The following is a 26,224-nucleotide window of genomic DNA, read 5'->3' as shown; positions in this document are numbered from 1 at the left end:
GGGTTGCTGCAAAGGGCGGCCGCCGCACCGGCAGCGGCCGCCCTCCACGAACTACGCCTGGGCGTTGGAGATGAAGTCGACGGCGTCGCCAACGGTCTTGAGGTTCTTGACCTCTTCGTCGGGGATACGCACGCCGAACTTTTCCTCGGCGTTGACCACGATGGTCATCATCGAGATGGAGTCGATGTCCAGGTCATCCGTGAAGGACTTGTCGAGCTCGACGGCCTCGGGGGCCAGGCCGGTTTCCTCGTTGACGATCTCGGCGAGACCGGCCAGGATTTCTTCGTTGCTAGCCATGGGGGCTCCTTTTTTCTGTGATGCCGGTGCTGGACCGGTCTGGGTTTTCCAACCGCCAGGGGCGGTGTGGCTTGGAAACTAGGGGAGGACTACTACCTGTGCGCCGAAGACCAGCCCGGCGCCGAAGCCAATCTGCAGGGACAGTTTTCCGCTGAGCTCGGGGTGTTCAGTGAGCAGGCGGTGCGTCGCCAGGGGGATGGATGCCGCTGAGGTGTTCCCTGCATCGGCAATATCCCGGGCGATGACCACGGATTCGGGGAGCTTGAGCTGCTTGGCCATTTCATCGATGATCCGCATGTTCGCCTGGTGCGGGACAAACGCGGAAAGGTCGGCTGCAGTGATGCCGGCGGCGTCCAGGGCCTGCTGGGCGGCCTTTGCCATTTCCCAGACAGCCCAGCGGAAGACGGTCTGGCCGTCCTGGCGCAGGGTGGGCCAAAGCTTGGTTTCGCGCTCGGCGAGGACGGAGGCGGGAAGCGTTCCATCGGATTCCGCAGCCAGGGACAGTTCACGGACTTCCAGCATGGAATGGGTCATGCCGATGGCGCCGGACTTGCTTCCGTCCGATCCCCAGACCGAAGGGCCAATGCCCGGAGTGTCGGAGGGACCCACGACGACGGCTCCCGCGCCGTCGCCGAGCAGGAAGGAAATGGTGCGCTCGGTGTTGTCGATGAAGTCCGACAACTTCTCCACGCCGACCACCAGGACGTACTCGGCGGCGCCGGAGCGGACGAGGGCGTCTGCCTGGGCAATGCCGTAGCAGTAGCCGGCGCAGGCTGCGGAGACGTCGTAGGCCGGGGCCGGGGTGGCTCCGAGCCTATCGGCGACCTGTGCGGCGGCGGAGGGGGTGGCGAAGGGGTGGGTCACGGTGGAGACGATGACCGCGCCCAGGGCCGAACCATCGATGCCGGCCTTCTCCAGGGCTTCACGCCCGGCGAACTCTGCCATGTCCACCACGGAGGTTCCCTTGTCCGCCCGGTGCCGGGTGACAATTCCAGTGCGCTGCCGGATCCACTCATCGGAGGAGTCAATCCACTGGCAGACGTCGTCGTTGCTGACGATCACATCGGGCCGGAAAGCACCGATCCCGTGGATACGGCTGAACTCGTGAACGGGGGACTGCTTCAGGGTGGGCGTGCTCACGCATTACCTTCTTGTGTCGTAACTGCTGCGGCGCCGGAGTGCTCAGCCACGAATTCCCGGGCTGCGGCGAGATCTTCGGGGGTTTTCAGGGCAAGCGACGGAACCCCGCGCATGCCCCGCTTGGCCAGTCCGGTCAGGGTACCGGCCGGCGGCAGCTCCAGGATGCCGGTGACTCCGGCGGAGGTCATGGTTTCCATGCACAGATCCCAGCGCACCGGACGGGACACCTGCGCGATGAGGCTGTCAAGGTTGGAACCGCCGCCCACAACGGCGGCGCCGTCGTAATTCGAAAGAAGCGTGGGGCGCGGGTCGGCCGGCGAGAGGGACGGACGCAGTGCTTCGAGCACGCTCACAGCCGGTTCCATATGCGAGGTGTGGAAGGCTCCGGCCACCTTGAGCGGAATAACCCGGGCCTTAGCCGGCGGATTCTCAGCCAGCGCCTGCAGCTGTTCCAGTGTTCCGGCGGCAACGATCTGGCCGCCGCCATTGGCGTTGGCAGCTGTAAGGCCGGCTTCGGCCAGGACACGGGCCACTTCTTCGGGGTCGCCGCCGAGGACAGCGCTCATTCCGGTGGGCTGGGCGGCTGCGGCCCTGGCCATGGCGTTGGCCCGTTCACGGACAAAAACAATGGCATCGTCTTCCGGCAGTGCGCCGGAGACGGCTGCTGCCGTGATCTCGCCGACGGAATGGCCGGCGACGACGGTGGCCGCGGTGAGTGCCTCCGTGTCCAGGAGCTGGCGTGCCGCCACCAGGCCGGCAGCCACGATCAGGGGCTGGGCAACGGCGGTGTCCTTGATGGTCTCCTCGTCGGAAACGGTGCCATGGGCAATGAGATCCAGTCCGGCTACGGCGGAGAGGGCTTCAAGGTGCTCCCGGACTCCTGGCAGTTCAAGCCACGGAGAAAGGAAGCCTGGCGTTTGTGACCCCTGGCCGGGGCAGACGATTGCTAGCACGTATCAAGCTTTCCAAAGTCGGCCGGATTTCCCGGGTGTTTAGGTGAACCAAGCTCACCGAAGGGCATTGTAGGAAGTCTACAAGGGCAGCCGGTGCTGGCAAGCCTGGTCAACTGCGTGGTGACGGCCGCTCAGGGGCCGCCTTTCCGGTCGGCGAAAGCCGCCCGACCACCAACGCGGTCTGCAGGACGAATGCTTCCCTGGGCAGCATCGGGTCCCAGCCGGTGATGTCGCAGACGCGCCGCAGACGGTAGCGGACGGTATTCGCGTGGACGAAGAGTTCCCGGGCCGTGGCCTCGAGCGAATGGCCGAGGGAGAGGTAGGCGGACAGCGTTTCGGCCAGTCCGTTCGAGGCCGCCAGCAGGGGGCGGTAGATGCTGCGCACCAAGGCTTTGCGCGCCGATTCGTCGCCGGACATCACCCGTTCGGGCCAGAGATCGTCAGCCGAGACCGGGCGGGGGGCGGCAGGCCAGGCGCGGGCGGCGGTGAGGCCGGCGAAGGCTGCCTGGGCGGAAGGTCCGGCCTCCACCAGGGAGTCTGCGGGCGGGCCGTAGACCACAGGTCCGGGCCCGAAAAGGTCTGCCAGCCGGGTGTAGGACCCGGATTTGTCCGACAGTCCGCCTAAAACCAGGATCAGCCTGTCCCCTTGGATGCCAACCAGGATGTCTTCCGCGAGCCGTCCGGCCACGCGCCGCAGTTCATTCACGAAGGTGGGGTTCTGGTCTGCAGGGGAACTGCCGACGATCACGGTGACTCCCGCCGTCGACGTCCAGCCCACAGCCGCGATACGGGAACGCAGGGCATCGGAGCTTTCGCCGCGCAGGATGGCGTCCACCACCAGGGCTTCAAGCCGGGTGTCCCAGGCGCCGCGGGTTTCAGCGGCCCGGGCATACACATCGGCGGCCGCGAAGGCGACTTCGCGGGAGTACCGCAGGACGGCCTCACGCAGCGGGCCCTGCGCCGAGCCCGCGGCCAGCTCCGGAACCCGGTCTTCGACGACCTGCACAACCACGCGGATGAGGGCGAGGGCCTTCTGCAGGCTGATTGCCCGGGTCAGTTCGGTGGGTGCCGTGCCGAAAACGTCGCTGAGGACCCATGCCGGCGAGGCCGGACGCTCATACCAGTTGACGAACGACGCGATACCTTTTTGGGCCACCATGCCCAGTGCCGAGCGTTCATCCGGGCGCAGCCCCCGGTACCACGGGAGGGAGACATCGAGCTGCTTCATGGTGGAAGTGGACAGTTTGCCGATGTTCGCCTTGAGCCGTTCCAGGACCACCGGGTCAGCGCCGCTCTCATCCGGCCCAGCGGAGGCATTGCGTGCAGAGGGGGGAACAGGCATGTCTTGAGCTTACGACGTCAGACAGTCAACCTCCATTTTGTGTGAAGGCTACAACTCACAGCCTGCAGTACAGGAGCCAGACGGTGCCCGGTGGCGCAGGAAACTAGGCGTCGCCTCCGGCGTTGCCGCTGGTGCCCTTCGTGACGTCGTACAGGTGGTACCTGCCGATTGCCTGCTTCGGTGCCGCGGAATCCACCTCACCGCGCCGGGCCAGCATCTCCAGGGCACGGACCACCATGGAGTGGCTGTCGATCTTGAAGTACCGGCGGGCCGCGGCCCGGGTGTCGGCAAAGCCGAAGCCATCTGCTCCGAGGGCCGCGAACTCGTTCGGCAGGAACTGGCGGATCTGGTCCGGAACGGCCTTCATATAGTCCGTGGACGCCACGATCGGCCCGGTGGCCCCGGACATCTGCTGCGTTACGAACGGCACCCTCGGTTCGGCGTCCGGATGCAGGAAGGCGTCCTCCTCCGCTGCGAGCCCGTCGCGGCGCAGTTCGTTCCATGAGGTCACGGACCAGACGTCCGCGGAGACACCCCAGTCATCCGCCAGCAGCTGCTGGGCCTCCATGGCCCAGGGAACTGCGACGCCGGAGGCCAGAAGCTGTGTGCGCGGTCCGTCAATGCCGGCGGGGGAGAGCAGATAGATCCCCCCGATGACGCCTTCGACGTCGAGCTCTTCCGGTGCTTTTGGCTGCAGGATCGGTTCGTTGTAGGCCATGATGTTGTAAATCACGTTCGGATCCGCAGAGTCAGGACCGTACATTTCGTCGAGGCCGTGGCGCACGATGTGCCCGATCTCGTAGCCGTAGGCCGGATCGTAGGTCTTCACCGCGGGGTTGGTGGAAGCCAGGATCGGCGAGTGGCCGTCGGCATGCTGCAGGCCCTCACCGGTCAGAGTGGTGCGGCCGGCCGTGGCAGAGATCAGGAAGCCGCGGGCCATCTGGTCAGCCGCAGCCCAGAGGTAGTCGCCGGTGCGCTGGAAACCGAACATCGAATAGAAGACGTACACCGGGATGAGGGGAACTCCCTGGGTGGCGTACGCGCTGCCGGCAGCGGTGAACGCGGCAATGGAACCGGCTTCGTTGATGCCCACGTGCACAATCTGGCCCTGCGGGGACTCTTTGTAGGCCAGCATCAGGTCGCGGTCCACGGAGAGGTAGTTCTGTCCCTGGGGATTGTAGATTTTGGCGGTCGGGAAGAAGGAGTCCATACCGAAGGTCCGGGCCTCATCAGGGATGATCGGCACAATACGCATCCCGAATTCCTTGTCCCGCATCAGGTCCTTGAGCAGCCGGACGAAGGCCATGGTGGTGGCCGCCAGCTGTTTGCCCGAGCCGCGGTTGGCCACTTCGTAGGACTTTTCGCCGGGCAGGTGGATGGGCTTATAGTCCGTTCGCCGCTCGGGCAGGAATCCGCCCAGTTCCCGCCTGCGGTCCAGCATGTACCGGATCTCCGGAGACTGCGGGCCCGGGTTGTAATACGGCGGCCGGTAGGGGTCGGCCTCCAGCTGATCATCCGTGATGGGAATCCGCAGATAGTCGCGGAACAGCTTGAGGTCATCCAGGGTCAGCTTCTTCATCTGGTGGGTCGCGTTGCGGGCTTCGAAGTGCGGGCCGAGGCCGTAACCCTTCACCGTGTGGGCCAGGATCACCGTGGGCTTCCCCTTGAAGTCCATGGCCGCCTGATAGGCGGCGTAGACCTTCCGGTAGTCGTGCCCGCCGCGCTTGAGGTTCCAGATCTCGTCGTCGGACAGTCCTGAAACCATCGCCTTGGTCTGGGGGGACTTGCCAAAAAAGTGGTCACGGATAAATCCGCCGGACTCTGCCTTGTAGGTCTGGTAGTCGCCGTCGAGGGTGGAGTTCATGATGTCCACCAGGGCGCCGTCGGTGTCCTGCTCGAGCAGCGGATCCCACTCGCGGCCCCAGACAACCTTCACCACGTTCCAGCCCGCGCCGCGGAAGAACGCTTCAAGTTCCTGCATGATTTTGCCGTTGCCGCGCACCGGGCCATCGAGGCGCTGCAGGTTGCAGTTCACCACGAACGTGAGGTTGTCCAGCTTGTCGTTCGCGGCCACGTGCAGCAGCCCCCGGGATTCGGGCTCGTCCATTTCGCCGTCGCCCAGGAACGCCCAGACATGCTGGTCCGAGGTGTCCTTCATGCCGCGGTTGTCCAGATACCGGTTCAGCTGGGCCTGATAGATGGCGTTCATCGGGCCGATGCCCATGGACACGGTGGGGAACTCCCAGAAGTCCGGCATGGACCGCGGGTGCGGGTAGGAGGACAGGGCGTGTCCCTCGCGGGACTTCTCCTGCCGGAACCCGTCCAAATCCTCTTCGGACAGCCGGCCCTCGAGGAACGCCCGGGCATACATGCCAGGGGCAGCGTGGCCCTGGAAGTAGACCTGGTCTCCCCGGCCCGGATGGTCCTTGCCGCGGAAGAAGTGGTTCATGCCCACCTCATACAGGGTCGCGGCACCGGCGAACGTGGAGATGTGGCCGCCGACGCCGACTCCGGGGCGCTGCGCCCGGTGCACCATGACTGCCGCGTTCCAGCGCATCCACGCCCGAAACCGCCGCTCGATGTCCTCGTCGCCTGGGAACTCGGGTTCCTGGTCCACCGGGATCGTGTTGACGTAGTCGGTGGTGGTCACCATGGGAACACCGATGGAGTGCGCACCGGCCCGCTGGAGCAGGGAACGCATGATGAACTGCGCCCGCTCGGTGCCTTCGCTGCGGACCAGGTCGTCGAGGGACTCGATCCATTCCGCGGTTTCTTCGGGATCACTGTCCGGCAGCTGGCCGGTGAGCCCGCTGAGGATGTCCGATTTATCGTCTGCGGCCACGAAACTCTCCTATGCACAGATTACGTCTGGACATTGGTGCTGTGCTGCGGTGGACGGCTCCGGGGCCCGTCCTTGGTCCTCTTCTTCACTGTAGACCGGCGCGGAACCCTTGCGTAGCCTTCCGGGTGATCCTCGTCTCCGGTGCGGTCCAGCCGGCCGTCCGCGGCGCAAACGCATCTGCGGGGGCCGCTTTCGGCCCGCTGGATTCCGCTCCGCGCATCGCCGGCGGCCCTTGAAGCTTCCGGTTAAAAGGTGTTCCCTTATGTCAGGGAAAGGGCAGTTCGAGCGAAGATGTGATTCCCTTGTATTTATGCAGTCAACCAGGAGGAGTGAAGTGAGCGAGGCCGATGCCGTCACGGAGAGCAACGTGGCGGAGAGAATGGGTTTTAAAGACGGTGACCTGATTCAGGAATTCGGCTACGACGACGACGTCGACTTTGATCTGCGGGAGGACCTCGAGGACTTAGTCGGCGGAGAACTCCTCACAGAAGAGGACCACGACGTGGTCGACGGCGTGATTCTGTGGTGGCGTGCCGATGACGGGGATCTGGTCGATGCGCTGGTCGATTCGCTGACCACGCTCGATGACGGCGGTGTCGTCTGGGTCCTGACACCGAAGTCGGGCCGGAACGGGTACGTTCCCCCGGCGGATATCGAAGAGGCAGCACCCACCGCCGGGCTGCACGTGACAACCTCTCCGGGGGTCTGCCAGGACTGGGCGGCCACCCGCCTGGTGAGCCGCAGGAAGAAATAGACCCGCATTGGCACCCGAAACGGTTGGGGGCCCCGGCATCGGGGACCCTGCCCCGGGCTTTGACCTTCCCAACCAATATGGGGAGCAGATCAGCCTCGACGGGTTAGCGGAACGTTCCGTCGTCCTCGTTTTCTACCCGTTCGCGTTTTCCCGGGTCTGCTCCGGCGAGCTGTCCAGCCTCGCGAAGCTTCAACCCGCTTTTGCGGATGCTGGAGCTGCTCTGCTGGCAGTCTCCTGCGATGCCAAGTACTCCCTGCGCGCCTGGGCCATGGAACAGGGCTGGTCCTTCGACCTGCTTTCGGACTTCTGGCCGCACGGGGCGGTGGCCCGCCGGTACGGGGTATTTGACGAACGCCGCGGGCTGGCAACGAGGTCCAGTTTCTTTATCGGCCCGGAGGGGGCGGTCCAGCACATTCTGCGCTCCTCGATCAATACTCCCCGTGACCCGGATGACTACCTTCTGGCACTCGAAGGCATGTCAGTGGCCGGTGGATCCCGGAATGACTGAACCCCCGACACCGCCGACGGACCCCGGTACCGGCCTGACCGGATTCGCGGCCCGGGAGGCAGCTGAAGCCTCGGCGGAACCAACGGAAGCCGAGCGCCGGGAGCTGGACGCCGCCGTCGAACTCCTGGCCGGACGCCGGATGGCGCTGCTAACCGGAGCCGGCCTGAGCACTGACTCGGGTATCCCGGACTACCGCGGTCCAGACGCGCCGCCGCGCAACCCCATGACGTACCAGCAGTTCGTTGGTGACCCCGTGCTGCGCCAGCGTTACTGGGCCCGCAACCACATCGGCTGGCACCACCTGCGGCATGCCGTGCCCAACGCCGGCCACGAAGCGGTGGTGCATCTGGAAGAGCGCGGCCTGCTGACCGGGGTGATCACTCAGAACGTGGACCGGCTCCACAGCGACGCTGGAAGTGTCCGCGTCATTGACCTGCACGGCCGGTACGACCGGGTGCTGTGCCTGTCCTGCGGATCCGTTTACACGCGGGAGGGGATAGCCAGGCTGCTGGAACGGCTGAACCCCGGGTACCTGGACCGGGTTGCCGGGGAAGGTGAAATCGCTCCGGACGCCGACGCGGAAATCTCCGACACCGGAGACTTCACGGTCGCGGACTGCCCGGTCTGCGACGGCATGCTCAAACCCGATTTCGTGTACTTCGGCGAAAACGTGCCCAAGGAGCGTGTCCGGCTCGCCTACGCTGCAGTGGACGACGCCGGCGCGCTGCTGGTTGCCGGGTCCTCCCTGACAGTGATGAGCGGGCTTCGGTTTGTCCGGCACGCAGCCAAGGAAGGCAAACCGGTGGTAATCATCAACCGCGGACAGACCCGCGGAGATGCACTGGCGGACCTGAAAATCGACATGGGGGTCGGTACCGCACTCCAGTACCTTGCCCGCACCCTGCCGGATGCAGGCTCCGACGCGCCGCACCACCCCGGGCGCCACTCGGATTAGGCGTTTGGTGCAGCTTTCCGGTAATGTAATTCCTCGTGATGCGGCGCTGGCCGGGTTTTCCCAGCTGGCATAACGGGTCACGTCGGGTCTTTAGCTCAGCTGGTAGAGCGCCACGTTTACACCGTGGATGTCATCGGTTCGATCCCGGTAGGACCCACCGGCTAAACCCGCCTGCGGTAACAACTGCAGGCGGGTTTTTTCGTGCCCGGCCCCGGGGGCACCAACGATTCTGAGCAGCCGGACAGAGGGCGCACATCCAACTCAAAGACTCCACTGCTACCAAGGAACAGGTGCACTTTGTGCATCGCCGTCCCACTGGAACCTGAAAGAAACAATCATTTTGCGCACTGCCTTCCTGAAGCCTTTTCTGGCATTCCTGCTGGCAGCAGGAATGCTGGTCACGGCCGTCTCCGGATGCACCGGCGAACCCGAAGCGCAGACGGTGACGCTGCCCGGCAGCACTGAAACGCCGTCGGCCACCGAGGAACCGGAGCTGGCGCTGCGGGCCGAGCTCGACAGCTATGCCGCGGAGACCGGTATCGCCATCTCCGTTGCCATCTACGAGTACGATTCCGGCCACGCCTGGTCCTACAACGCCGAGGGCCGGTACCTCGAGGCCAGCCTGGTTAAAGTGCCGATCCTGCTGACCCTCCTGCGGCAGGCCACGGAAGAGGAACGCGGCCTGACCGAGACGGAGCAGTTGCTGGCAGAACTGATGATCGGCCAGAGTGATAACGCTGCCACCGACGAGCTCTACTCCGGTATCGGCGGGGCGGAGGAACTCCAGCGGACGTACGGGCTGCTGGGGGTCACCGGGACGGAAGCGACAGACATCTGGGGTGCGAACGAAACGACCGCCGAAGACCAGCTGCGCATAGCCACGGCGGTGGCTCTCGGCGTCGACTGGATCCGCCCCGACCTGCAGGATTACGCAGCCAGCCTCCTGGAAAACGTCTCGCCGGAACAGGCTTGGGGAATTACCGCAGGCATCCTCAATCCCACGGCCGAAGTGGGGTTGAAGAACGGCTGGCTGCAGGATGACTTCCTTGACTGGAACGTGGGCAGCTCAGGTTTCGTGGTCGGTGGCACCACGGAGTACAGCATCGTCGTGCTGACCGCCGGCACGGAAACCCTCGACGAAGGCATCTCGGTCCTTGAAGGCGCCGCCGCGATCGTCAACCGGTGGGAACTGGAAAGCTCCGGCTAACCCAAGTGGCGGCGGGAAAGGTGCACCGGGTGCGGGCCTATTCTCCGGAGCGGGCACTATTTTCCGGGGCTCGCCGCAGCCCAGCGCTGGTAGGCAGCAATCAGCGGTTTTGCCGACAGTCCATGTGCGAACACACTCAGCCCGACAGTCACGACCACCGTCGTGAGCAGCGTGGTGGCCGCTGGAGGTCCCCGCTCGAAGGCCAGCAGGGCAAACACCACGGAGGCCAGTCCGCGGGGCCCGAACCACCCCATGAACGCCTTGGTCTGCCACTGTGCGCCGCTGCCGATCATAGCGACGGCGACCGGCAGCATCCGCACGACCGTCAGGCTTAGCAGGGCGTAGGCAAGGACTTGCCAGGTGATGTGCGGGAGTGCGGTCAGGACCGCCACCGCGCCGAAAATCATCCAGGTCGCCGCGGCCAATGTGCTGCCTACCTCGCCCGTGAAGTAACTCGTGTCAACGTTCGCGGAGCCCTTGACCAGGCGATAGGCCAGGCCTGCCACGAAGGCGGCGAGGAATGCGCTGCCTCCCAGCGAAACCGCCGCCGCATAGGCGCCCACAGCAACCGCCAGTGTTCCCGGCTGGCGCCACTCCTGCTGGAACCACGCTCGACTGGAGGCTACCCGCAATATATATCCGCCTGCTCCCCCCATCACGACGCCGGCCAGCATTCCCCAGCCGATCTGCTCCGTGATGGCAACCACCACAGCCGACCGCACGCCCCCCTCCAATGCGGACATCGAGATGTCGAGGGATACCAGGAAGAACGGGACCGCGATTCCATCGTTCAGCCCGCTTTCCACATTCAGCGCCTGGCGCACCTTTCCTGGTACCGCGGGGTCTTCGACAACCCGGTGACCGAGCGCAGCGTCAGTTGCGCAGAGCATGGCGGAGAGCAGGAAGGCACTGGCCAGGGGGAGGCCGGGAAAAATCAGCAGCCCGGCACCGAATCCGAGGAGGAGGGTCAACGGGAGCCCAATCGTCAGCAACCGTCCCGGCCATCCGATGCTCCGGCGGAGTAATCCAAGGTCAACACGGGCAGCGTCGGTAAAGAGGAGGAAGACCAGGGCCAGCTCAGCTACCCCCAGAACTGCGGCGTTTTCCAGGCCTAACCCGAGCGAGCCGTCCAATGCCGCACCGAGGATCAGTCCAGCCAGCAGGAAAGCCATGGCAGAGGTCACGCCGCGCCGGGCAAGCGGCCCCGAGAAAGCACTGACCGTTATCAGTACTATGGCTGCGAGCAGTAACGCGATCATCTGTTCCTCCCCGTCCGGTTTCAACCTACGAGACCGTGCAGGAGCCGTCGATAGTGCGGCTCCGGGCAGGCGGTGCGGCCAGGAAGATGAGGGGCGGGAACGGGTTCAGGGAAGGCCAAAGCGGCACAGACCATCCCGTCCGGGGAAGTCGATCCGATATTCTTTAGACCTCGAGGGCCGGGCACTGCCCCCCCTGGAACGCACGGGCCCGGTGGTGCAGCAAGCTGACATGGAGAGGTCGCCGATCATGGTCAGAACCAAGGTCAAGCACCCAAGCGTCACGGAACGGGTGGCAGCCGGCAAGGACTGCCGGAACGCGGCACCGCTCTCCGCCCTCAGGGGATGGGCCCCCGCGCCCGGGCGCCCGGACCCCGTCTCGCTCATCGAGGAGCAGAACCGCACCCGCGAGCCGGACCTCGTGCCGGTGCGCCACGGCAGGATGCTTGCCTCTCCGTTTACTTTCTACCGCGGAGCGGCCAAGATCATGGCCGCTGACCTCAAAGACGTGCCGAGGGCCGGCCTGACCACCCAGCTGTGCGGCGACGCCCACCTGTCCAACTTCGGAGTGTTCGGTTCGCCGGAGCGGATCCTGGTTTTCGACCTCAACGACTTTGACGAGACACTCCCTGGACCCTTCGAGTACGACCTGCTGCGGATGTCAGCGAGTTTCACCATCGCGGCCAGGAACAACGCCTTCACGAGCGAGGCAGCACACACGGTCACCCTTGCGGCGGCGCAGGCTTACCGCGAAGCGATGCACGGCTTCGCCCAGATGGGCGTTATGGACGTCTGGTACGCGCGTCTGGCGGAGGCGGATGTTCTGTCGGCTATCCAGCTGGCGGGGGAGACCAGCAAGGGCAAGGCAGAGAAAAAAGCTGCGAAACGAGCGGAAAAGAACGCAGAGAAGGCCGCCCGGAAGGCACGTTCCCGGGACAGCCTGCAGGCGCTGTCCAAGCTGGCCGAGCGGGTGGACGGTAAATACAGGATCGCCAGCCAGCCGCCGATCCTGATCCCCGTCCGCGAGCTTGGCGATTCCCTGGGCTTGTCCCCGGAGGAGATGCAGGAGGCGGCCCGGGAGCAGCTCCGGTCCTACCGGGCCAGCCTGCCGGACGACAGGCGGCTGCTCCTCGAGCGCTTCGAAACGGTAGACGTCGCCCGCAAGGTGGTGGGTGTCGGCAGCGTCGGCACCCGGGCCTTCATCGTCTTGCTTCAGGGCCGCGATTCGGAGGACCCGTTGTTCCTCCAAGTGAAGGAAGCGACGCGCTCCGTCCTCGAGGACCACCTGCCGAAAAGCAAATACCGCCAGCCGGGTGAGCGGGTGGTGCAGGGCCAGCGGCGGATGCAGGCCGCCAGCGATATTTTCCTGGGCTGGACAAAAGGAGTGCAGGACAACCGGTACCTGTACTGGCGTCAGCTCAGGGATATGAAGGGCGCCGTCGTCGTGGAGGCGATGAAACCCCTCGGGATGGAGTTTTACGCCCGCATCTGTGGCTGGACTTTGGCCAGGGCCCATGCCAGGGCGGGGGATCCGATCGCAATCGCTGCCTACCTTGGCAAGAGCGAGAAGTTCGACAACGCCGTCACGGACTTCTGTGAACGGTACGCCGATCAAAATGAAGCCGACTACCAGGCCTTCGCGAAGGCGGTGCGTTCCGGTCGCCTGCCGGTGGTCGAAGGGGTCTAGCCACTGGCGGCCGGGACCGGAAAGCTGCGGCTGACGGCGGACGTGTCGCGCGTCGCACACCCCCGTGTGGCGGGGGCAGCCTCCGGGAGAATAGGCTGGAGCCTGAAGACGGCGCGATCGGTGCGCCGACACCGTGCTGCGGCAAGCGGCACCTAAAGAATCCTTGGAGTGAACTTTGAGCGCACAGATAGGTGTGACCGGCCTGGCCGTTATGGGGGCCAACCTCGCCCGCAACCTGGCCCGCAACGGCTACACGGTGGCCCTGCACAACCGGTCAGTGGAAAAGACGGATGCCCTGCTCTCCGCGCACGGCGATGAAGGCGACTTTATCCGCACGGAGACGCTGCAGGAACTCGTCGATTCGCTGGAGAAGCCGCGCCGCGTGCTGATCATGGTGAAGGCCGGAGCGCCTGTTGACTCGGTCATCGACCAGCTGGTCCCGCTCCTGGAAGCAGGCGACATCGTCATTGACGCCGGCAACTCGCACTACGAGGACACGCGCCGCCGCGAAGCCGCCCTGGCGGAAAAGGACCTTCACTTCGTGGGCGTCGGCGTTTCCGGCGGCGAGGAAGGGGCGCTGCTCGGCCCCTCGATCATGCCCGGCGGCTCGCGTGAATCCTACGATTCCCTCGGTCCCATGCTGGAGAAAATCTCCGCCAAGTACAACGGTGAACCGTGCTGCACCTGGGTCGGTACCGATGGGGCGGGCCACTTCGTGAAGATGGTCCACAACGGCATCGAATACGCCGACATGCAGGTTATTGGCGAAGCCTATGACCTGCTGCGCTCCGCTGCGGGCATCGAACCGGCCGAGCAGGCAGAGATCTTCACCGAATGGAACAAGGGCCAGCTGAGCTCCTTCCTCATCGAGATCACCGCCGAAGTCCTGGCCCATACGGATGCCAAGACCGGCAAGCCGTTCGTTGACGTTGTGGTGGACTCCGCGGGACAGAAGGGCACCGGCCGCTGGACCGTCGTCTCCGGTCTGGATCTCGGCTCCCCGGTGTCGGCGATCGCCGAATCCGTGTTCGCCCGCGCCCTTTCGTCCCAGCGCAGCCAGCGCGAAGAGGCTCAGGGCATCCTCGCCGGCGAGGAACAGGCCGTCGAGCTGCCGGAAACCTTTGTCGAAGACGTGCGCCAGGCGCTGTACGCATCCAAGCTGGTCAGCTACGCCCAGGGTCTGGACATGCTCACCGGTGCTGCCAAGACGTACGGCTGGGATCTGAAGCTGGACGAGATCGCCTCCCTGTGGCGCGCGGGCTGCATCATCCGTGCGGAGCTGCTGGACGACATTATGAAGGCGTACGCGGGTAACCAGGCACCTGCCAACCTGCTGCTGGCCCCGGCCTTCGCCGAGTCCATCGCAGCAGCCCTTCCGGCCTGGCGCCGGGTGGTCTCGGTTGCAGTGCAGCTGGGGATTCCGGTTCCGGTCTTCTCCTCGTCGCTGGCCTACTATGACGGCCTGCGCCGCAAGCGCCTGCCCGCTGCCCTGACCCAGGGCCTGCGCGACCTCTTCGGCGCGCACACCTACAACCGGGTCGACGCCGAGGGCACGTTCCACACGCTGTGGAGCGGTGACCACTCAGAAATCGAAGCGGTGGACACTCACTAGATAATTCATGCAGACAAAAGGCCGGCCGCCCCGAAAGGGGCGGCCGGCCTTTTGTCTGACTGGGCTGCTGCTGGATCCGGCTAGATATAGATAGCCGGGTCGACGTACTCGGCGGGATCCACGGCCGGCTGGGTCATCTTGGCATCGCGGTGGCGCCAGGTGGCCGGGATGCCCGTGATGATCGAATCCGCCGGGGCGTCCTTGACGACGACGGCGTTGGCCCCCACAGCACTGTTGGCGCCGATGGTGACCGGGCCCAGGACCTTTGCCCCGGCGCCCACCACCACCCCGTTGCACAGCGTGGGATGCCGCTTGACCTTTGCCAGTGAACGCCCGCCCAGGGTTACCCCGTGATAGAGCATCACGTCGTCACCGATCTCAGCGGTCTCGCCAATAACGACGCCCATGCCGTGATCGATGAAGAAACGCCTGCCGATGGTCGCCCCCGGATGGATTTCGATGCCGGTGGCAAAGCGGGTGATCTGGGAGAGTGCCCGCGCAGGGAAGCGGAGAGCGGGGTTTGCCCACATCTTGTGGGTCAGCCGGTGCATCCAGATGGCATGCAGTCCGGAATAGACAACGATGTTCTCGAGCGGACCCCGCGCCGCCGGGTCGTGGGACGCGGCGGCGTCGAGGTCTTCACGCAGTCGTGACAGGAGGCTCACGTGGGACTTTCTGCTTGGATTTTCCGCCCGGGGGGCGGGCTGGCTAGCCGCGGATATCGTCGTAGAGAACCGTGGAGATGTAGCGTTCGCCGAAGTCACAGACAACAGCCACGATCAGCTTACCGGCGTTCTCCGGCCGCTTGGCCAGCTCAAGTGCTGCCCAGACGATCGCGCCGGAGGAGATGCCGCCCAGAATACCCTCCTGGGTTCCCAGCGCCCGGGCGGTCGCCACGGAGTCCTCGATGGAGGCATCGAAGACCTCGTCATAAATCTCGGTGTCCAGGATTTCAGGCACGAAGTTGGCGCCGATGCCCTGGATCTTGTGCGGACCGGGCGAACCGCCGTTGAGGATGGCGGAGTCCTTCGGCTCAACCGCGACGATCTGCACTTCCGGCTTCCGCTTCTTCAAGACCTGGCCAACGCCGGTGACAGTACCGCCGGTGCCGACTCCCGCCACGAAAATGTCCACCTTGCCATCGGTGTCTTCCCAGATCTCCTCGGCGGTGGTGGCCCGGTGGATCTCCACGTTGGCCGGGTTGGCGAACTGCTGCGCCCAGATCGCGTTGTCTGTGGTGGCCACGATTTCCTTGGCTTTATCCACGGCGCCGCGCATGCCGTCTGCACCCGGTGTGAGGACGATCTCCGCACCATAGGCACGCAGCATGACCCGGCGTTCCGTCGACATGGTCTCAGGCATGGTCAGGATGACCTTGTAGCCGCGTGCGGCGCCGACCATGGCCAGGGCGATTCCGGTGTTGCCGGAGGTGCCCTCCACGATGGTGCCGCCCGGACGCAGCGCGCCGGCCTTTTCGGCGGCGTCGACAATCGCCACGCCAATCCGGTCCTTGACGGAATTGGCGGGGTTGTAGAACTCAAGCTTGACCGCAACGTCACCGGGGAGGCCCTCGGCGAGGCGGTTCAGGCGGACCAGGGGAGTCCCGCCGACCAGCTGGGTTACATCATCGTAGATTCGTGCCATGTGACTTTTCCTCTGTTCGTAAGGCCTGTGAACCGGTTGCGGAACTGTGTTTCTTCCAGCGTATCGCCACGCATCATCATGATTAGTTGTCAAGCCATTCGGCGTAATATTTCCGGGCCTTTGCCAGCTTCGGATTGATGATCACCTGGCAGTACCCCTGCTCAGGATGCTTGGCGTAGAAGTTCTGGTGGGTTTCCTCAGCCCGGTGGAAGGTGGGAAGCCGCGTGATTTCCGTGACAATCGGATCGCTCCAGTTCGCCTGTGCCCGCTGCAGGGCCTTCTCCATCTCCTCCCGCTCTTCCTCTGTCCGGTAGAACATCGACGAGCGGTACTGGGTGCCGACGTCGTATCCCTGGCGGTTCAGGGTGGTCGGATCGTGGGAAATGAAGAACATGTCGAGGATCACTTCAGCGGGAACAATTTCCTCGTCGAAGGTCACGGCCACGACTTCGGCGTGCCCCGTCATGCCGGAACAGACGCTCTCATAATCGGGGTGGGCGGTAAAACCGCCGGTGTAGCCCGAAACGACGCTCTCCACGCCGCGGGTCTTCTGATAAATGGCGTCGAGGCACCAAAAGCAGCCTCCGCCTAGAACATACGTCTTCATGCCTTTATATAAGACGACGGGGATGCCAAAGATTCCCGTCTGAGTAAACCGGGGGCGTTCTTCTTAGAACCCGGCACTTCCCGGGGCCGGTTTCCTCTGCGTGGATGCACCGCTGGTGGGGTAGAACTTATACCTATGGAAATCCCACGCGACGGCGAGCACGACGGCAACAGCGATCCGCAGACGGACAACCCGGAAATCCCGGCGGACCAGGACGGACACGACAGTTCAGAGGGCCAGGGCAGTCTGGAGAGCGGCGGCCTCGCGCAGCCCACAGTCGGTGACGTGCTGGTGGCTGTGGAGGAACTGTGGCCGGAATCCCTCGCCGAGGACTGGGACGCCGTCGGTATGGTCCTGGGCCGTCCTTCCCGGACGGTGCAGCGGATACTCTTCGCCGTCGACCCGACCCATGAGGTGATCGACGAGGCCCTGGAATGGGGTGCGGACCTCCTGGTGACCCACCACCCCCTGCTGCTGAAACCGGTCAATTCGGTGGCAGGCACCAGCTTTAAGGGCGAGGCCGTGCACCGCCTGATCGAAAGCGGCTGCGCCCTGGTGACAGCCCATACCAACGGAGACAGCGCCGTCGGGGGAGTGTCGGATGTGCTGGCCGATGCCTTTGGCCTCCAGGACACGGTTCCCCTGGCGCCGGCTGCCAACGGGCTTCCCGAAGAAGGCATCGGACGGGTTGGCAACCTGCCGGAGGTGATGAAGCTCGCTGATTTCGCCGAGCTGGTCTTCAGCATTATGCCCGCTGTCGCCGGCGGCGTCCGGGTTGCCGGCGATCCCCAGGGGCTTGTCCACCGGGTAGCGGTCTGCGGCGGTGCCGGCGACAGCCTCTTCGACGCTGTCCGGGCCCAGCACGCGGATGTGTATGTAACGGCTGACCTGCGTCATCATCCCGCTTCCGAGGCCCGGGAAGCCGCCGTCAACGGCCGGCCCTACCTCATTGATGTGTCCCATTTCGGCAGCGAGTGGCTGTGGCTCACTCCGGCCGCGTCCGCGCTGGAAAACGTCCTCACGGACCAGGGATTCGAGGTAGAGATCCGGGTGAGCTCCCGGAACACCGACCCGTGGGACTTTGTGCTGACCCCCGGCTGAGGAACCGGGCCGCCGGTGGCATAGGCTAGGAGAGCCGCACCAGTCAGGCAAGCGGATTAAGTGGAGGTATTTGGTGGCAAAAGCATCACCGGCGGAGCAGTTGAGGCTGCTGGACCTGCAGGCATTGGACAGCAGGATGAAGCAGCTGGACACCCGCGCCCGCTCAGTACGTGAGAACCCGGACCTCGCGGCCCTCGCTGCGAAGGCAGCTGCTGCCCGGACAGCCCTGGGTGCCGCAGCCACGGAAAGTGCGGACATCGAGCGTGAGCTCACCCGCGCAGAGGCTGATGTGGCTTCGGTGACGGCCCGGCTGGAACGCGACCAGAAGCATCTCGACAGCGGCTCGGGCGGCTCCAAGGAACTGACCGCGCTGCAGAGCGAGATCGAGTCGCTGTCCCGCCGCCGGTCTGACCTTGAAGACACCGAGCTGGAAATCATGGAGCGCCTGGAAGCGGTCAAGGGTGTCGAGGCGGAGCGCCGCGCCGAAGCGGGTGCCGCCGAAGCAGAACTGGCTGCCCTCGAAGCGAAACGGGACACCGAGCTGGCCGAAATCAGCGCCGAACGCGCCGAGACGCAGCGCCAGCGCACGGAGCTCGCAGGACGGTTTGCTCCTGACCTTCTGGCTGTTTACGAACGAACCCTTTCCCGCCACGGCATCGGCGCGGCCAGGCTGTTCCACGGAACCTCCGAAGGTTCCGGCATGCAGCTGAGCCCGGGTGACCTCGCGGACATCCGCAAGGCTGCTGAGGACGATGTGGTGTTCTGCCCGGACTCGGGGTGCATCCTGGTCCGTTCGGCCGAGTGGGGCAGCTGATCCGTGACCCTGTTTGATCCTTCGGACACCCCTGTCCACGACACGCCGGCGGCCGCGCGGCGAACCCTGATTGTGGAGGCAGACGGCGGTTCCCGCGGCAATCCGGGCCACGCGGGCTACGGGGCGCTGGTCCGGGATCCCGAGACCGGCGAGATCCTCGCGGAAAAGGCCCAGTATCTGGGCATCGTCTCGAACAACGTCGCAGAGTATTCAGGGCTGATCGCTGCCCTGGAACTGGCGCACGAAATTGATCCGGACGCCTGGATTCTGGCGAAAATGGACTCAAAGCTCGTCGTCGAGCAGATGAGCGGCCGCTGGAAGATCAAGCACGAGGACATGCAGCGGCTCGCGGCGCAGGCCCGGTCGACCGTTGACCCCCGAAGGGTCAAGTACCAGTGGATCCCGCGCGAGATTAACAAGGACGCCGACAGGCTTTCCAATGAAGCAATGGATGCCGGCATGGCGGGGGTTCCCTGGAAACAGCGGGAGCTCAAAGGGAAGGCTCCATCCAAGGGGGCTTCCGCTGCTGCAGTGACCGGTGCTGCTGCCGCAGAAGAGACGGCTGCCGGCCAGGAGCCGGCTGCTCCGGCCAAGGCAACCGGCCGGCTGCACCACACGGAGATCTGGGTCAGGGACTTCCCCCAGGCTGAAACGAGCCTGGGCTGGCTGCTGGAGCGGCTGGGGTTCGTCCGGCGCGATTCGTGGGCCACCGGGGCCAGCTGGCAGGGTATCAGCGGCTACATCGTGATCGAGGCGGGCCCTGACGTCCTCCCGGCAGACCATGAACGGCGCCGGCCTGGGCTGAATCACCTGGCTTTCGGCGCGGGCTCACCGGCCGACGTCGATCTGCTGGCCCGGCGGGCGGCAAGCCACGGCTGGAAGCTGCTGTTCAGCGACACGCATCCACACGCCGGGGGACCGGACCACTATGCGGCGTACCTCGAAAACGCCGCCGGCTTCGAAGTGGAGCTGGTGGCGGACCGCCCCTAGACCTCAGTGGCCTTCGGGGAGGATCAGGTTCAGCTGATGCGGTTTGCGGCCGGAGGCCGGGACCAGCTCGGTTTCCCACTTCTCGGCGGCCGCCTCACGCAGTTCCCCAACGGTGGCCGGCGCTGCTTCGCCGCGCGTCAGCAGGTGCCGGGCAATTTCCCCGCGCGTGTGCTTGGCAAAATGGGACACTACTTTCCGTTCACCGCCGCGGATCTGGAAGACGTTGACAGCCGCTGTGATGGCCGGGTCCGGCCGCCACGCCGCGGCGTAGGTGCTGGAGCGGCAGTCCACGATCAGGCGTCCGGCTGCGTACTCATCCAGCGGTTCCGTCTGCACTGCTTTCCAGAAGGCAGCCAGCCGTCCGACGCCTGGCAGATTTGTTCCCATGGACAGCCGGTAGGCCGGAATCGGATCGGAGAAACCGATGGCGCCCCACAGCGCTGACATCACCAAAACGGCGTCATCCGCGCGTCCGCGCTGGCTGTCCTTCAACGAACCGTACCCGAGCGCGTCGTAGAGGACACCGGAATAGACCTGGTGGGCCGGAGCGCAGGGCTCGCTGTCGAGGGCGGCGTTCCGCTCCACTTCCGCGCCCAGGGTAGCGCCGACCCCCAGCACCTGCAGCGCCTGGGGGGAGGCACTGGTCTCCATCAGGGCGGAGAGTGTGAGCTTCCTGGCATCGGTGAGCTCCGGAAAGCGGAGCAGCCCGGGGTCCAGGACGGGGCCGTCGGCGGGGCGTGTTTTGCCTTCAGAGGGCGGCAGCAGAATCAGCACTGATTAATCGTACGTTCCGCCGCCGGGTACCATTGACCGAAGGACGGGTTGGCCAGGCAATCGCGTCAGGACGGTGCTGCCGGACCTGGCGAGGAAAGTCCGGGCTCCGCACGGCAGGGTGGTGGGTAACGCCCACTCGGGGAAACCCGCAGGCAAGTGCCACAGAGAAGAGACCGCCCGCGTTGATCCGCGGGTAAGGGTGAAACGGTGGTGTAAGAGACCACCAGTGTCCCGGGTGACCGGGACAGCTAGGTAAACCCCACCCGGAGCAAGGCCATACAGGATGCGTTTGAGGGCTGCCCGCCTGAGTATCCGGGTAGGCCGCTAGAGGGTACCGGCAACGGTGCCCCCAGATGGATGATTGCCACCTTCCGGCTGGAAACAGCTGGCAGGCACAAAACCCGGCTTATCGGCCAGCCCGTCCCCACCGGCCAGCAGGACTGCACAATCTGTACCGCGTGAATCGCCGGCCGATAATTATTTAGCCCGGCGGGCTCCGCGCACAACCCAGGTTGCCTGTTTCGCCGGTATTTTGGCTGACTTTTCCACACGGGCATGCCGCGTCATGCATTGGCATGGGCCTCGGCTATTCTGTGGCAATGGTCTCGAACCCGGCACCGAGAAAGCATCTGGTGCTCCGCAACGCTAATTTCCGGGCCCTGTGGCTTTCCTCCACCGTGGGAATCCTCGGGGGATCCGTCACGGCGATCGCCCTTCCTATCATTGCCGCTGTCGAACTGGGGGCCAGTGACTTTGCCGTAGCGGCCCTCTCCGGCATGGTGTTCCTGCCCTGGCTGTTGTTCGGGCTGCCCGTTGGCGTGATCGTGGACAGGCACCGCCGGCGCCCCGTTATCCTCATCTCGCTGGTGCTCCGCGTCCTGCTGCTGGCTACCCTTCCGGTGACCTACTGGCTGGGAGTGCTGTCTACGCCCCAGCTGTTTGTGGTCTCCTTCCTGACCGGGCTGGCAGCGGTGTACTTCACGCTTGCTGAGGCTGCGCTTATCCCGCGGGCGGTGGACCGGGATGAACTGATTGAGGGAAACGGCCTGATGACGGGTTCCGGGGCCTCAGCCGACGCCGTAGGACGCGGGCTTGGTGGCTGGCTGACCACCGCCGTCGGCGCGTCCAATTCGCTCCTGGTGCAGGTTGCCGCCTCGGTCGCTTCGTTCGCGGCGATCCTGCGCCTGAAGGTGGACGAGCAGAAACCCCCGGCTGCCTTCGGGAAACGGCGCATCTGGCGGGAGATGGGCTCAGGCCTGCGCTACACGTTGAGCACCACGCCCCTGCGTGTCCTCCTGCTGGTGGCTGCCCTGTGGAATCTCGGCGGCAATATCGTTGTCTCGCTTCTGGTCCTTTTGGTCGTCCGCACACTGGGCCAGAACGGGACTTGGCTGGGGTTCCTCATGGCTGCCACCGCTCTCGGCGGAACGCTGGGCGGGCTAACCGTGAAGTGGCTGACGGACCGCTTCGGCTCAGGCGTCGTCTGGCGCTATTCCATGTTTCCCGCTGTGGCCGGGTATGCCTCGCTGCTGCTGATGACGCCGGGGTGGGGGATGCTGCCTGGCTTCTTTGGGCTGTTCCTGACGGGACTGGCCATCTCCATGAACATCGTGGTCTCCACAAGCTTCCGGCAGCGTGTCTGCCCGCCGGACATGATGGGACGGCTCGGATCGGCCACCCGCATGGTGAGCTGGGGGATGCTTGCCGTGGCATCGCTGGTAGCCGGAGTGCTGGCCAGCACGGTGGGAGTACGGGGCGGCATCATGACAGGAATTGCCATCGCACTCGTGGCGCCGCTCGTCGCTGCGGCCGGCCCCCTGCGGGGAGTCCGGCATCTGGAGGACCTGGATCCCGGACCGGAACCAACCCCAGCCGCACCGGAGGGGGCGGGTCAAACTGCCCGTCCGGAAGCACTTCCCGCCGGTCCGCAGCCGGTGGGACATGACACGGACCGAACCAAGGGCACCGAAGCGCTGCTGGAACAATAGCCCGGGCAGCCTCCGGCACCGGCAGCAGTCCTGCCGGAACGTGATGCCTCCCCAGCTGTCCGCTTGTGATAAACATCTCCTGCCGCGTTCAGGAAGCCCCGCTGTGGCCTAATACACTTAGTTATTGTCTGCCGCCTGTTTCACCGCGGCGAACTACGTAGACCCGGCCCTGCAAGGGGCTTGCCGGCGGCGCGTGCGCTGCCGGCCTTACCAACCGGTACAAAGCAGTGCCGGCTGAGACAAAGGATGTGAAGATCTGTGAGCCAGAAGTCCGATACCTGCCTGGATGCGTGGATGGACAGGGAGGCGATGGCAGAAGCCATGATCCCTCTCATTGGCCGGCTCTACCGGGAGAACAGCGTTGTTACCTCGGTCCACGGCCGCCCGCTGGTCAACCGCTCCGTTATCGACATTCTGAAGGCGCACCGCTTCGCCCGGCAGATCGACGACGCTGAGCTGCCCATTGCCGAGACCCTGCCGATCCTGCAGGCACTGACGGAACTGGAACTGGGTGCAGCCTCCGTGGACCTGGCCAGGATGAACGCAAAATATCAGCGCGAAGTAAACGGTGGCTCCCTGCTGGACTTCCTGCGCTCGGAGCTTGCGGATGTTGCCGGCAAGCGCGGCGCCGACGAGCGGACCAGCACCGACGTCGTCCTCTATGGCTTCGGACGCATCGGACGCCTCCTGGCCCGTATCCTGATCGACCACGAAGGCGGGGGACAGGGCCTGCGGCTGCGGGCCATCGTGGTCCGCAAGGGTGCCGAAAACGACCTGGTCAAGCGGGCGAGCCTGCTGCGCCGTGACTCCGTGCACGGGGCCTTCCCCGGCACCATCACGGTTGACGAGGAAAACAACACCATCCTCGCCAACGGCACCCTGATCCAGGTCATCTACTCCAACGATCCAGCCACCGTGGATTACACGGCCTACGGGATCAACAACGCCATTGTGGTCGACAACACCGGCCGCTGGCGCGACGAAGAAGGCCTGGCCCAGCACCTGGCCGCCACGGGCGCTGCACGGGTCCTGCTGACTGCCCCGGGCAAGGGCGACCTGAAGAACATCGTTCATGGCATCAACCACCAGGGCATCACCGATGAGGACACGATTCTCTCCGCAGCGTCCTGCACCACCAACGCCATCACCCCGGTGCTGAAGGTGCTCAACGACAAGTACGGGATTGTGAACGGGCACGTGGAAACGGTGCACTCGTTCACCAATGACCAGAACCTGATCGACAACTTCCACAAGGGTGACCGGCGCGGACGTTCCGCCGCCCTGAATATGGTCATCACCGAAACCGGCGCAGCCAAGGCAGTTGCCAAGGCCCTGCCCGAGCTCGCCGGCAAGCTCAGCGGCAACGCCATCCGGGTGCCCACCCCGAATGTTTCCATGGCGATCCTGAACGTCAATATGGACACCGAGACCACCAAGGACGAGCTGAACACCTTCCTGCGCGAGACGTCGCTGAATTCGGAGCTGCACAAGCAGATCGACTACATCGACTCTCCCGAGGTCGTTTCCAGCGACTTCGTCGGTTCCAAGCGTGCCGGTATCGTCGACGGGCTTGCCACCATCTCCAACGGTAAAAACGCCATCCTGTATGTCTGGTACGACAACGAATACGGCTACAGCTGCCAGGTCATCCGTGTGCTGGAAGAAATGGCGCATGTGAACCCGCCGGCTTTCCCCCGCGCCGAGGAACTGGTCGCCACGGTCTAGGAACTTCACGCATAAACCGCACTGCCCGCCCCGAAACCGGGGCGGGCAGTGCGGTTTAATCCGGTTTCAGCGGAAAGCAGCTGAAGCGGGATGGATCAGTGGCCGAACGGGTCCGGATCTACCCCTGGCATCCAGGACAGACCCGGAACACCCCAGCCGTTCGCTTTGAGCACCTTGCGGGCTTTACGCCCCCACCGCTCGTTAAGCCGGTCCACGTAGAGCTTTCCGTCCAGATGGTCGTACTCGTGCTGCAGGACCCGGGCAAACCACTCGGTTGCCTCAAACTGCAGCGGGCTTCCGTTTTCGTCCATGCCGCTTATCCGCACCCAGTCAGCGCGCTGCAGGGGGAAATTCTCGCCCGGAACGGACAGGCAGCCCTCGACATCCTCCTCCGGGTCCGGAGCGGATCCCGGAACCTTGGACGTGACCAGCACCGGATTGATGATGACCCCTCGGTCCGGGGCGTCGTCGTCGTTCGGGTAGTCATAGGTAAAAAGGCGCAGGCCAACACCCACCTGCGGGGCCGCGAGGCCGACACCGTTGGACGCATCCATGGTTTCGTACATGTCTGCCACCAGGGTGCGCAGCTCCTCGTTGAAGTCCTGGACTTCGGCGGCCCTGCGGTGCAGCACCGGTTCTCCGTGAATAACGATCGGACGGACGGTCATTGGTTTTCGGGCTCTTTCTGCGAGGGATCTACGAGGGCGGGCGGGTGCGTCAGGCAGTGACGCTGCGGCCGATGACTTCGCGCATGATTTCTGAGGTACCGCCAAAAATGGTCAGCAGGCGGGCAGCGAGGAAAGCCTGGGCCACCGGGTACTCCATGATGTAACCGTAGCCGCCGTGCAGCTGCAGGCAGCGGTCGGTGATGGACTTGGCCCGTTCGCTGGCCCAAAGTTTGGCCTTGGCGGCCGAAACCGCGTCCAGCGTGCCCTCGTTGAACGCCCGGACCGCTGAGTCCACATAGGCTTCGGTCACCTCCACCTCGGTCAGGATGTCGGCCAGGACAAACCGGCTGTTCTGGAAGTCGGCAATCCGTTCCCCAAAGGCGCTGCGCTCTGCCGTGTACTGCAACGTTGCTTCATAAACGGTCCGGGCCACTGCGGAGGACGCGACGGCGATGGCCAGGCGGCCCTGGGGGAGCTGGCCGGCGGCGTACTCCAGTCCCTTGCCTTCTTCACCAACGAGGTTCCCGGCAGGGACGCGGACGCTGTCGAAGTAAAGCTCCGCGGTATCGGAGGCCTTCACGCCCATCTTGTCCAGCTGGCGGCCGGTGGTGTAACCCTCGGTCTTCTCGACCATAAACATGCTGAAAGACCGGCGCCCGCCCCGGCCGGTGCTGCCGTCGGTGCGGGCCAGCACCAGGGCAGCGTCGCCGCTGATGCCGTTGCCGATGAAGGTCTTCTGGCCGCTGAGCAGCCAGTCGCCGTCGGACGTCCGGACCGCCTTGGTGCGGATGCCGCGCAGGTCGCTGCCCGCCCCCGGCTCAGTCCACGCCACGGAAGTGACCTTGTCCCCGCTGACCATCTGCGGCAGCCAGCGTTCCTTGAGGTCCTCGGAGCCGTAGGCCAGCAGGTGCGGGAGCACAAGGTCGTCATGGAGGTGGAAGGCCAGCGCGACGGCCAGATGGTTCGCCCGGGCAAACTCCTCGTCCAGGACCACCCGGTACCGGTAATCGGGCGTTCCCGCGCCGCCGAACTCTTCCGGCACCGCAAGGCCCAGCAGGCCCTGCTCGCCCGCTGCCTTCCACATCCTGCGCGGCATCATGTGGCTGGCATCCCAGACGGCGTAGTCCGGAGCGATCTCGCGGACGTTGAACTCGCGGGCCAGGTCACGGAACAGCTCGTGGTCCTCGTCAAAAAGCCTGCGTTCCACGACGGTGCCTCCTCAGGTAATCCCGTCCGGGGCGGGTGCCATCCGGTACCGGGGGACTGCCCGGCGCTGCGGGCAGAAGTATGAATACGTAGAAAGGCCGCCCCGGACATATCCGAGGCGGCCTTTCGAAGCTGGAAGCCAGCCTCATCTGGG

General features: G+C 65.0%; 23 protein-coding genes, 1 tRNA gene and 1 other RNA gene. 13 read left to right on the top strand and 12 right to left on the bottom strand.

What is annotated here, in order from left to right:
- Positions 1–51 precede the first annotated feature (51 nt).
- The 5 genes from AL3_RS16250 to aceE all read right to left on the bottom strand — a co-directional run bounded on the left by AL3_RS16250 (position 52) and on the right by aceE (position 6,574).
- The gene (locus tag AL3_RS16250) at positions 52–297 is read right to left on the bottom strand and encodes an acyl carrier protein (RefSeq protein ID WP_055240832.1); all 246 of its coding nucleotides are present in this window, start codon (positions 295–297) and stop codon (positions 52–54) included.
- Positions 298–375: 78 nt separating this feature from the next.
- Positions 376–1,437 carry a beta-ketoacyl-ACP synthase III gene (locus AL3_RS16245; protein WP_066303017.1) on the bottom strand — a complete coding sequence of 354 codons (1,062 nt, stop codon included), beginning with the start codon at positions 1,435–1,437 and terminating at the stop codon, positions 376–378.
- Positions 1,434–2,390, bottom strand: coding sequence for an ACP S-malonyltransferase (locus AL3_RS16240; protein ID WP_066303015.1), 957 nt, complete (start codon positions 2,388–2,390; stop codon positions 1,434–1,436). Before AL3_RS16240 ends, AL3_RS16245 begins: the two co-directional genes overlap by 4 nt.
- Positions 2,391–2,499: 109 nt before the next feature.
- Positions 2,500–3,732 (bottom strand): PucR family transcriptional regulator, encoded by a 1,233-nt coding sequence (locus AL3_RS16235; RefSeq protein ID WP_066303013.1) that lies wholly within the window; start codon positions 3,730–3,732, stop codon positions 2,500–2,502.
- 103 nt (positions 3,733–3,835) lie between these two features.
- Positions 3,836–6,574, bottom strand: coding sequence for a pyruvate dehydrogenase (acetyl-transferring), homodimeric type (aceE, locus tag AL3_RS16230; RefSeq protein WP_066303009.1), 2,739 nt, complete (start codon positions 6,572–6,574; stop codon positions 3,836–3,838).
- A gap of 334 nt (positions 6,575–6,908) precedes the next feature.
- Between aceE and AL3_RS16225 the strand changes: the two genes are divergently transcribed.
- From AL3_RS16225 to AL3_RS16205, 5 genes are all read left to right on the top strand, one after another.
- Positions 6,909–7,328, top strand: a complete 420-nt coding sequence (locus AL3_RS16225) for a DUF3052 domain-containing protein (RefSeq protein WP_066303007.1) — start codon at positions 6,909–6,911, stop codon at positions 7,326–7,328.
- Between the two features lie 7 nt (positions 7,329–7,335).
- Positions 7,336–7,836, top strand: coding sequence for a peroxiredoxin (locus AL3_RS16220; RefSeq protein WP_066303006.1), 501 nt, complete (start codon positions 7,336–7,338; stop codon positions 7,834–7,836).
- Positions 7,829–8,791, top strand: coding sequence for an NAD-dependent protein deacetylase (locus tag AL3_RS16215; protein ID WP_066303003.1), 963 nt, complete (start codon positions 7,829–7,831; stop codon positions 8,789–8,791). Before AL3_RS16220 ends, AL3_RS16215 begins: the two co-directional genes overlap by 8 nt.
- A gap of 84 nt (positions 8,792–8,875) precedes the next feature.
- Positions 8,876–8,948 (top strand) — tRNA-Val (locus AL3_RS16210).
- Between the two features lie 183 nt (positions 8,949–9,131).
- Complete coding sequence (locus AL3_RS16205; protein ID WP_066302998.1) at positions 9,132–9,998, top strand: serine hydrolase; 867 nt, start codon at positions 9,132–9,134, stop codon at positions 9,996–9,998.
- 56 nt (positions 9,999–10,054) lie between these two features.
- On the opposite strand, the gene AL3_RS16200 is transcribed toward AL3_RS16205, so the two are convergent.
- On the bottom strand, positions 10,055–11,257 hold the full coding sequence (locus AL3_RS16200) for a cation:proton antiporter domain-containing protein (RefSeq protein ID WP_066302997.1): 1,203 nt from the start codon (positions 11,255–11,257) through the stop codon (positions 10,055–10,057).
- 247 nt (positions 11,258–11,504) lie between these two features.
- Here AL3_RS16200 and AL3_RS16195 point away from each other — a divergent pair, with 247 nt between their 5' ends.
- Positions 11,505–12,941: a DUF2252 domain-containing protein gene (locus AL3_RS16195; RefSeq protein ID WP_066302996.1), complete on the top strand. Its 1,437-nt coding sequence runs from the start codon at positions 11,505–11,507 to the stop codon at positions 12,939–12,941.
- A gap of 175 nt (positions 12,942–13,116) precedes the next feature.
- Positions 13,117–14,553, top strand: coding sequence for an NADP-dependent phosphogluconate dehydrogenase (gnd, locus tag AL3_RS16190; protein ID WP_066302994.1), 1,437 nt, complete (start codon positions 13,117–13,119; stop codon positions 14,551–14,553).
- A gap of 80 nt (positions 14,554–14,633) precedes the next feature.
- Here gnd and epsC read toward each other — a convergent pair whose 3' ends face one another.
- The 3 genes from epsC to msrA form a co-directional block, all read right to left on the bottom strand.
- Entirely contained in the window at positions 14,634–15,218 is a 585-nt protein-coding gene (epsC, locus tag AL3_RS16185) for a serine O-acetyltransferase EpsC (protein WP_066302992.1), read from the bottom strand.
- A 43-nt stretch (positions 15,219–15,261) separates the two neighbouring features.
- Entirely contained in the window at positions 15,262–16,197 is a 936-nt protein-coding gene (gene cysK / locus AL3_RS16180) for a cysteine synthase A (RefSeq protein ID WP_066302990.1), read from the bottom strand.
- Between the two features lie 82 nt (positions 16,198–16,279).
- Positions 16,280–16,804 carry a peptide-methionine (S)-S-oxide reductase MsrA gene (gene msrA, locus AL3_RS16175; protein WP_066302986.1) on the bottom strand — a complete coding sequence of 175 codons (525 nt, stop codon included), beginning with the start codon at positions 16,802–16,804 and terminating at the stop codon, positions 16,280–16,282.
- Positions 16,805–16,939: 135 nt separating this feature from the next.
- On the opposite strand from msrA, the gene AL3_RS16170 reads away from it, so the two are divergent.
- From AL3_RS16170 to AL3_RS16160, 3 genes are all read left to right on the top strand, one after another.
- Positions 16,940–17,905 carry a Nif3-like dinuclear metal center hexameric protein gene (locus tag AL3_RS16170; RefSeq protein ID WP_083521834.1) on the top strand — a complete coding sequence of 322 codons (966 nt, stop codon included), beginning with the start codon at positions 16,940–16,942 and terminating at the stop codon, positions 17,903–17,905.
- Between the two features lie 73 nt (positions 17,906–17,978).
- Positions 17,979–18,719 (top strand): zinc ribbon domain-containing protein, encoded by a 741-nt coding sequence (locus AL3_RS16165; RefSeq protein ID WP_066302984.1) that lies wholly within the window; start codon positions 17,979–17,981, stop codon positions 18,717–18,719.
- A 3-nt stretch (positions 18,720–18,722) separates the two neighbouring features.
- Positions 18,723–19,709, top strand: a complete 987-nt coding sequence (locus AL3_RS16160) for a reverse transcriptase-like protein (RefSeq protein WP_246168607.1) — start codon at positions 18,723–18,725, stop codon at positions 19,707–19,709.
- A gap of 3 nt (positions 19,710–19,712) precedes the next feature.
- Here AL3_RS16160 and AL3_RS16155 read toward each other — a convergent pair whose 3' ends face one another.
- On the bottom strand, positions 19,713–20,483 hold the full coding sequence (locus AL3_RS16155; protein WP_066302982.1) for a YaaA family protein: 771 nt from the start codon (positions 20,481–20,483) through the stop codon (positions 19,713–19,715).
- Positions 20,484–20,527: 44 nt separating this feature from the next.
- Between AL3_RS16155 and rnpB the strand changes: the two genes are divergently transcribed.
- From rnpB to AL3_RS16140, 3 genes are all read left to right on the top strand, one after another.
- Positions 20,528–20,908, top strand: an RNA gene (gene rnpB / locus AL3_RS16150) — RNase P RNA component class A.
- A gap of 207 nt (positions 20,909–21,115) precedes the next feature.
- Positions 21,116–22,471, top strand: a complete 1,356-nt coding sequence (locus AL3_RS16145; protein WP_066302978.1) for an MFS transporter — start codon at positions 21,116–21,118, stop codon at positions 22,469–22,471.
- A gap of 258 nt (positions 22,472–22,729) precedes the next feature.
- Positions 22,730–24,196 carry a glyceraldehyde-3-phosphate dehydrogenase gene (locus AL3_RS16140; RefSeq protein WP_066302976.1) on the top strand — a complete coding sequence of 489 codons (1,467 nt, stop codon included), beginning with the start codon at positions 22,730–22,732 and terminating at the stop codon, positions 24,194–24,196.
- A 95-nt stretch (positions 24,197–24,291) separates the two neighbouring features.
- Here the strand turns inward: AL3_RS16140 and def are convergent, their stop codons facing one another.
- Positions 24,292–24,864 carry a peptide deformylase gene (gene def, locus AL3_RS16135; protein WP_066302974.1) on the bottom strand — a complete coding sequence of 191 codons (573 nt, stop codon included), beginning with the start codon at positions 24,862–24,864 and terminating at the stop codon, positions 24,292–24,294.
- 49 nt (positions 24,865–24,913) lie between these two features.
- Entirely contained in the window at positions 24,914–26,071 is a 1,158-nt protein-coding gene (locus AL3_RS16130) for an acyl-CoA dehydrogenase family protein (protein WP_066302971.1), read from the bottom strand.
- Between the last annotated feature and the right edge of the window lie 153 nt (positions 26,072–26,224).

The organism is Arthrobacter luteolus NBRC 107841 (assembly GCF_001552075.1).
GTDB classification, from domain to species: domain Bacteria; phylum Actinomycetota; class Actinomycetes; order Actinomycetales; family Micrococcaceae; genus Arthrobacter_B; species Arthrobacter_B luteolus.
Note: the sequence above shows the minus strand (reverse complement) of the source record. Positions and strands in the feature narration are given on the sequence as shown.

Coding starts and splice junctions, on each gene's coding strand:
- AL3_RS16195 (WP_066302996.1), top strand. CDS start 11,505: ATGGTCAGAACCAAGGTCAAGCACCCAAGCGTCACGGAACGGGTGGCA.
- AL3_RS16235 (WP_066303013.1), bottom strand. CDS start 3,732: ATGCCTGTTCCCCCCTCTGCACGCAATGCCTCCGCTGGGCCGGATGAG.
- cysK (WP_066302990.1), bottom strand. CDS start 16,197: ATGGCACGAATCTACGATGATGTAACCCAGCTGGTCGGCGGGACTCCC.
- AL3_RS16215 (WP_066303003.1), top strand. CDS start 7,829: ATGACTGAACCCCCGACACCGCCGACGGACCCCGGTACCGGCCTGACC.
- AL3_RS16250 (WP_055240832.1), bottom strand. CDS start 297: ATGGCTAGCAACGAAGAAATCCTGGCCGGTCTCGCCGAGATCGTCAAC.
- def (WP_066302974.1), bottom strand. CDS start 24,864: ATGACCGTCCGTCCGATCGTTATTCACGGAGAACCGGTGCTGCACCGC.
- AL3_RS16200 (WP_066302997.1), bottom strand. CDS start 11,257: ATGATCGCGTTACTGCTCGCAGCCATAGTACTGATAACGGTCAGTGCT.
- AL3_RS16170 (WP_083521834.1), top strand. CDS start 16,940: ATGGAAATCCCACGCGACGGCGAGCACGACGGCAACAGCGATCCGCAG.
- msrA (WP_066302986.1), bottom strand. CDS start 16,804: ATGAAGACGTATGTTCTAGGCGGAGGCTGCTTTTGGTGCCTCGACGCC.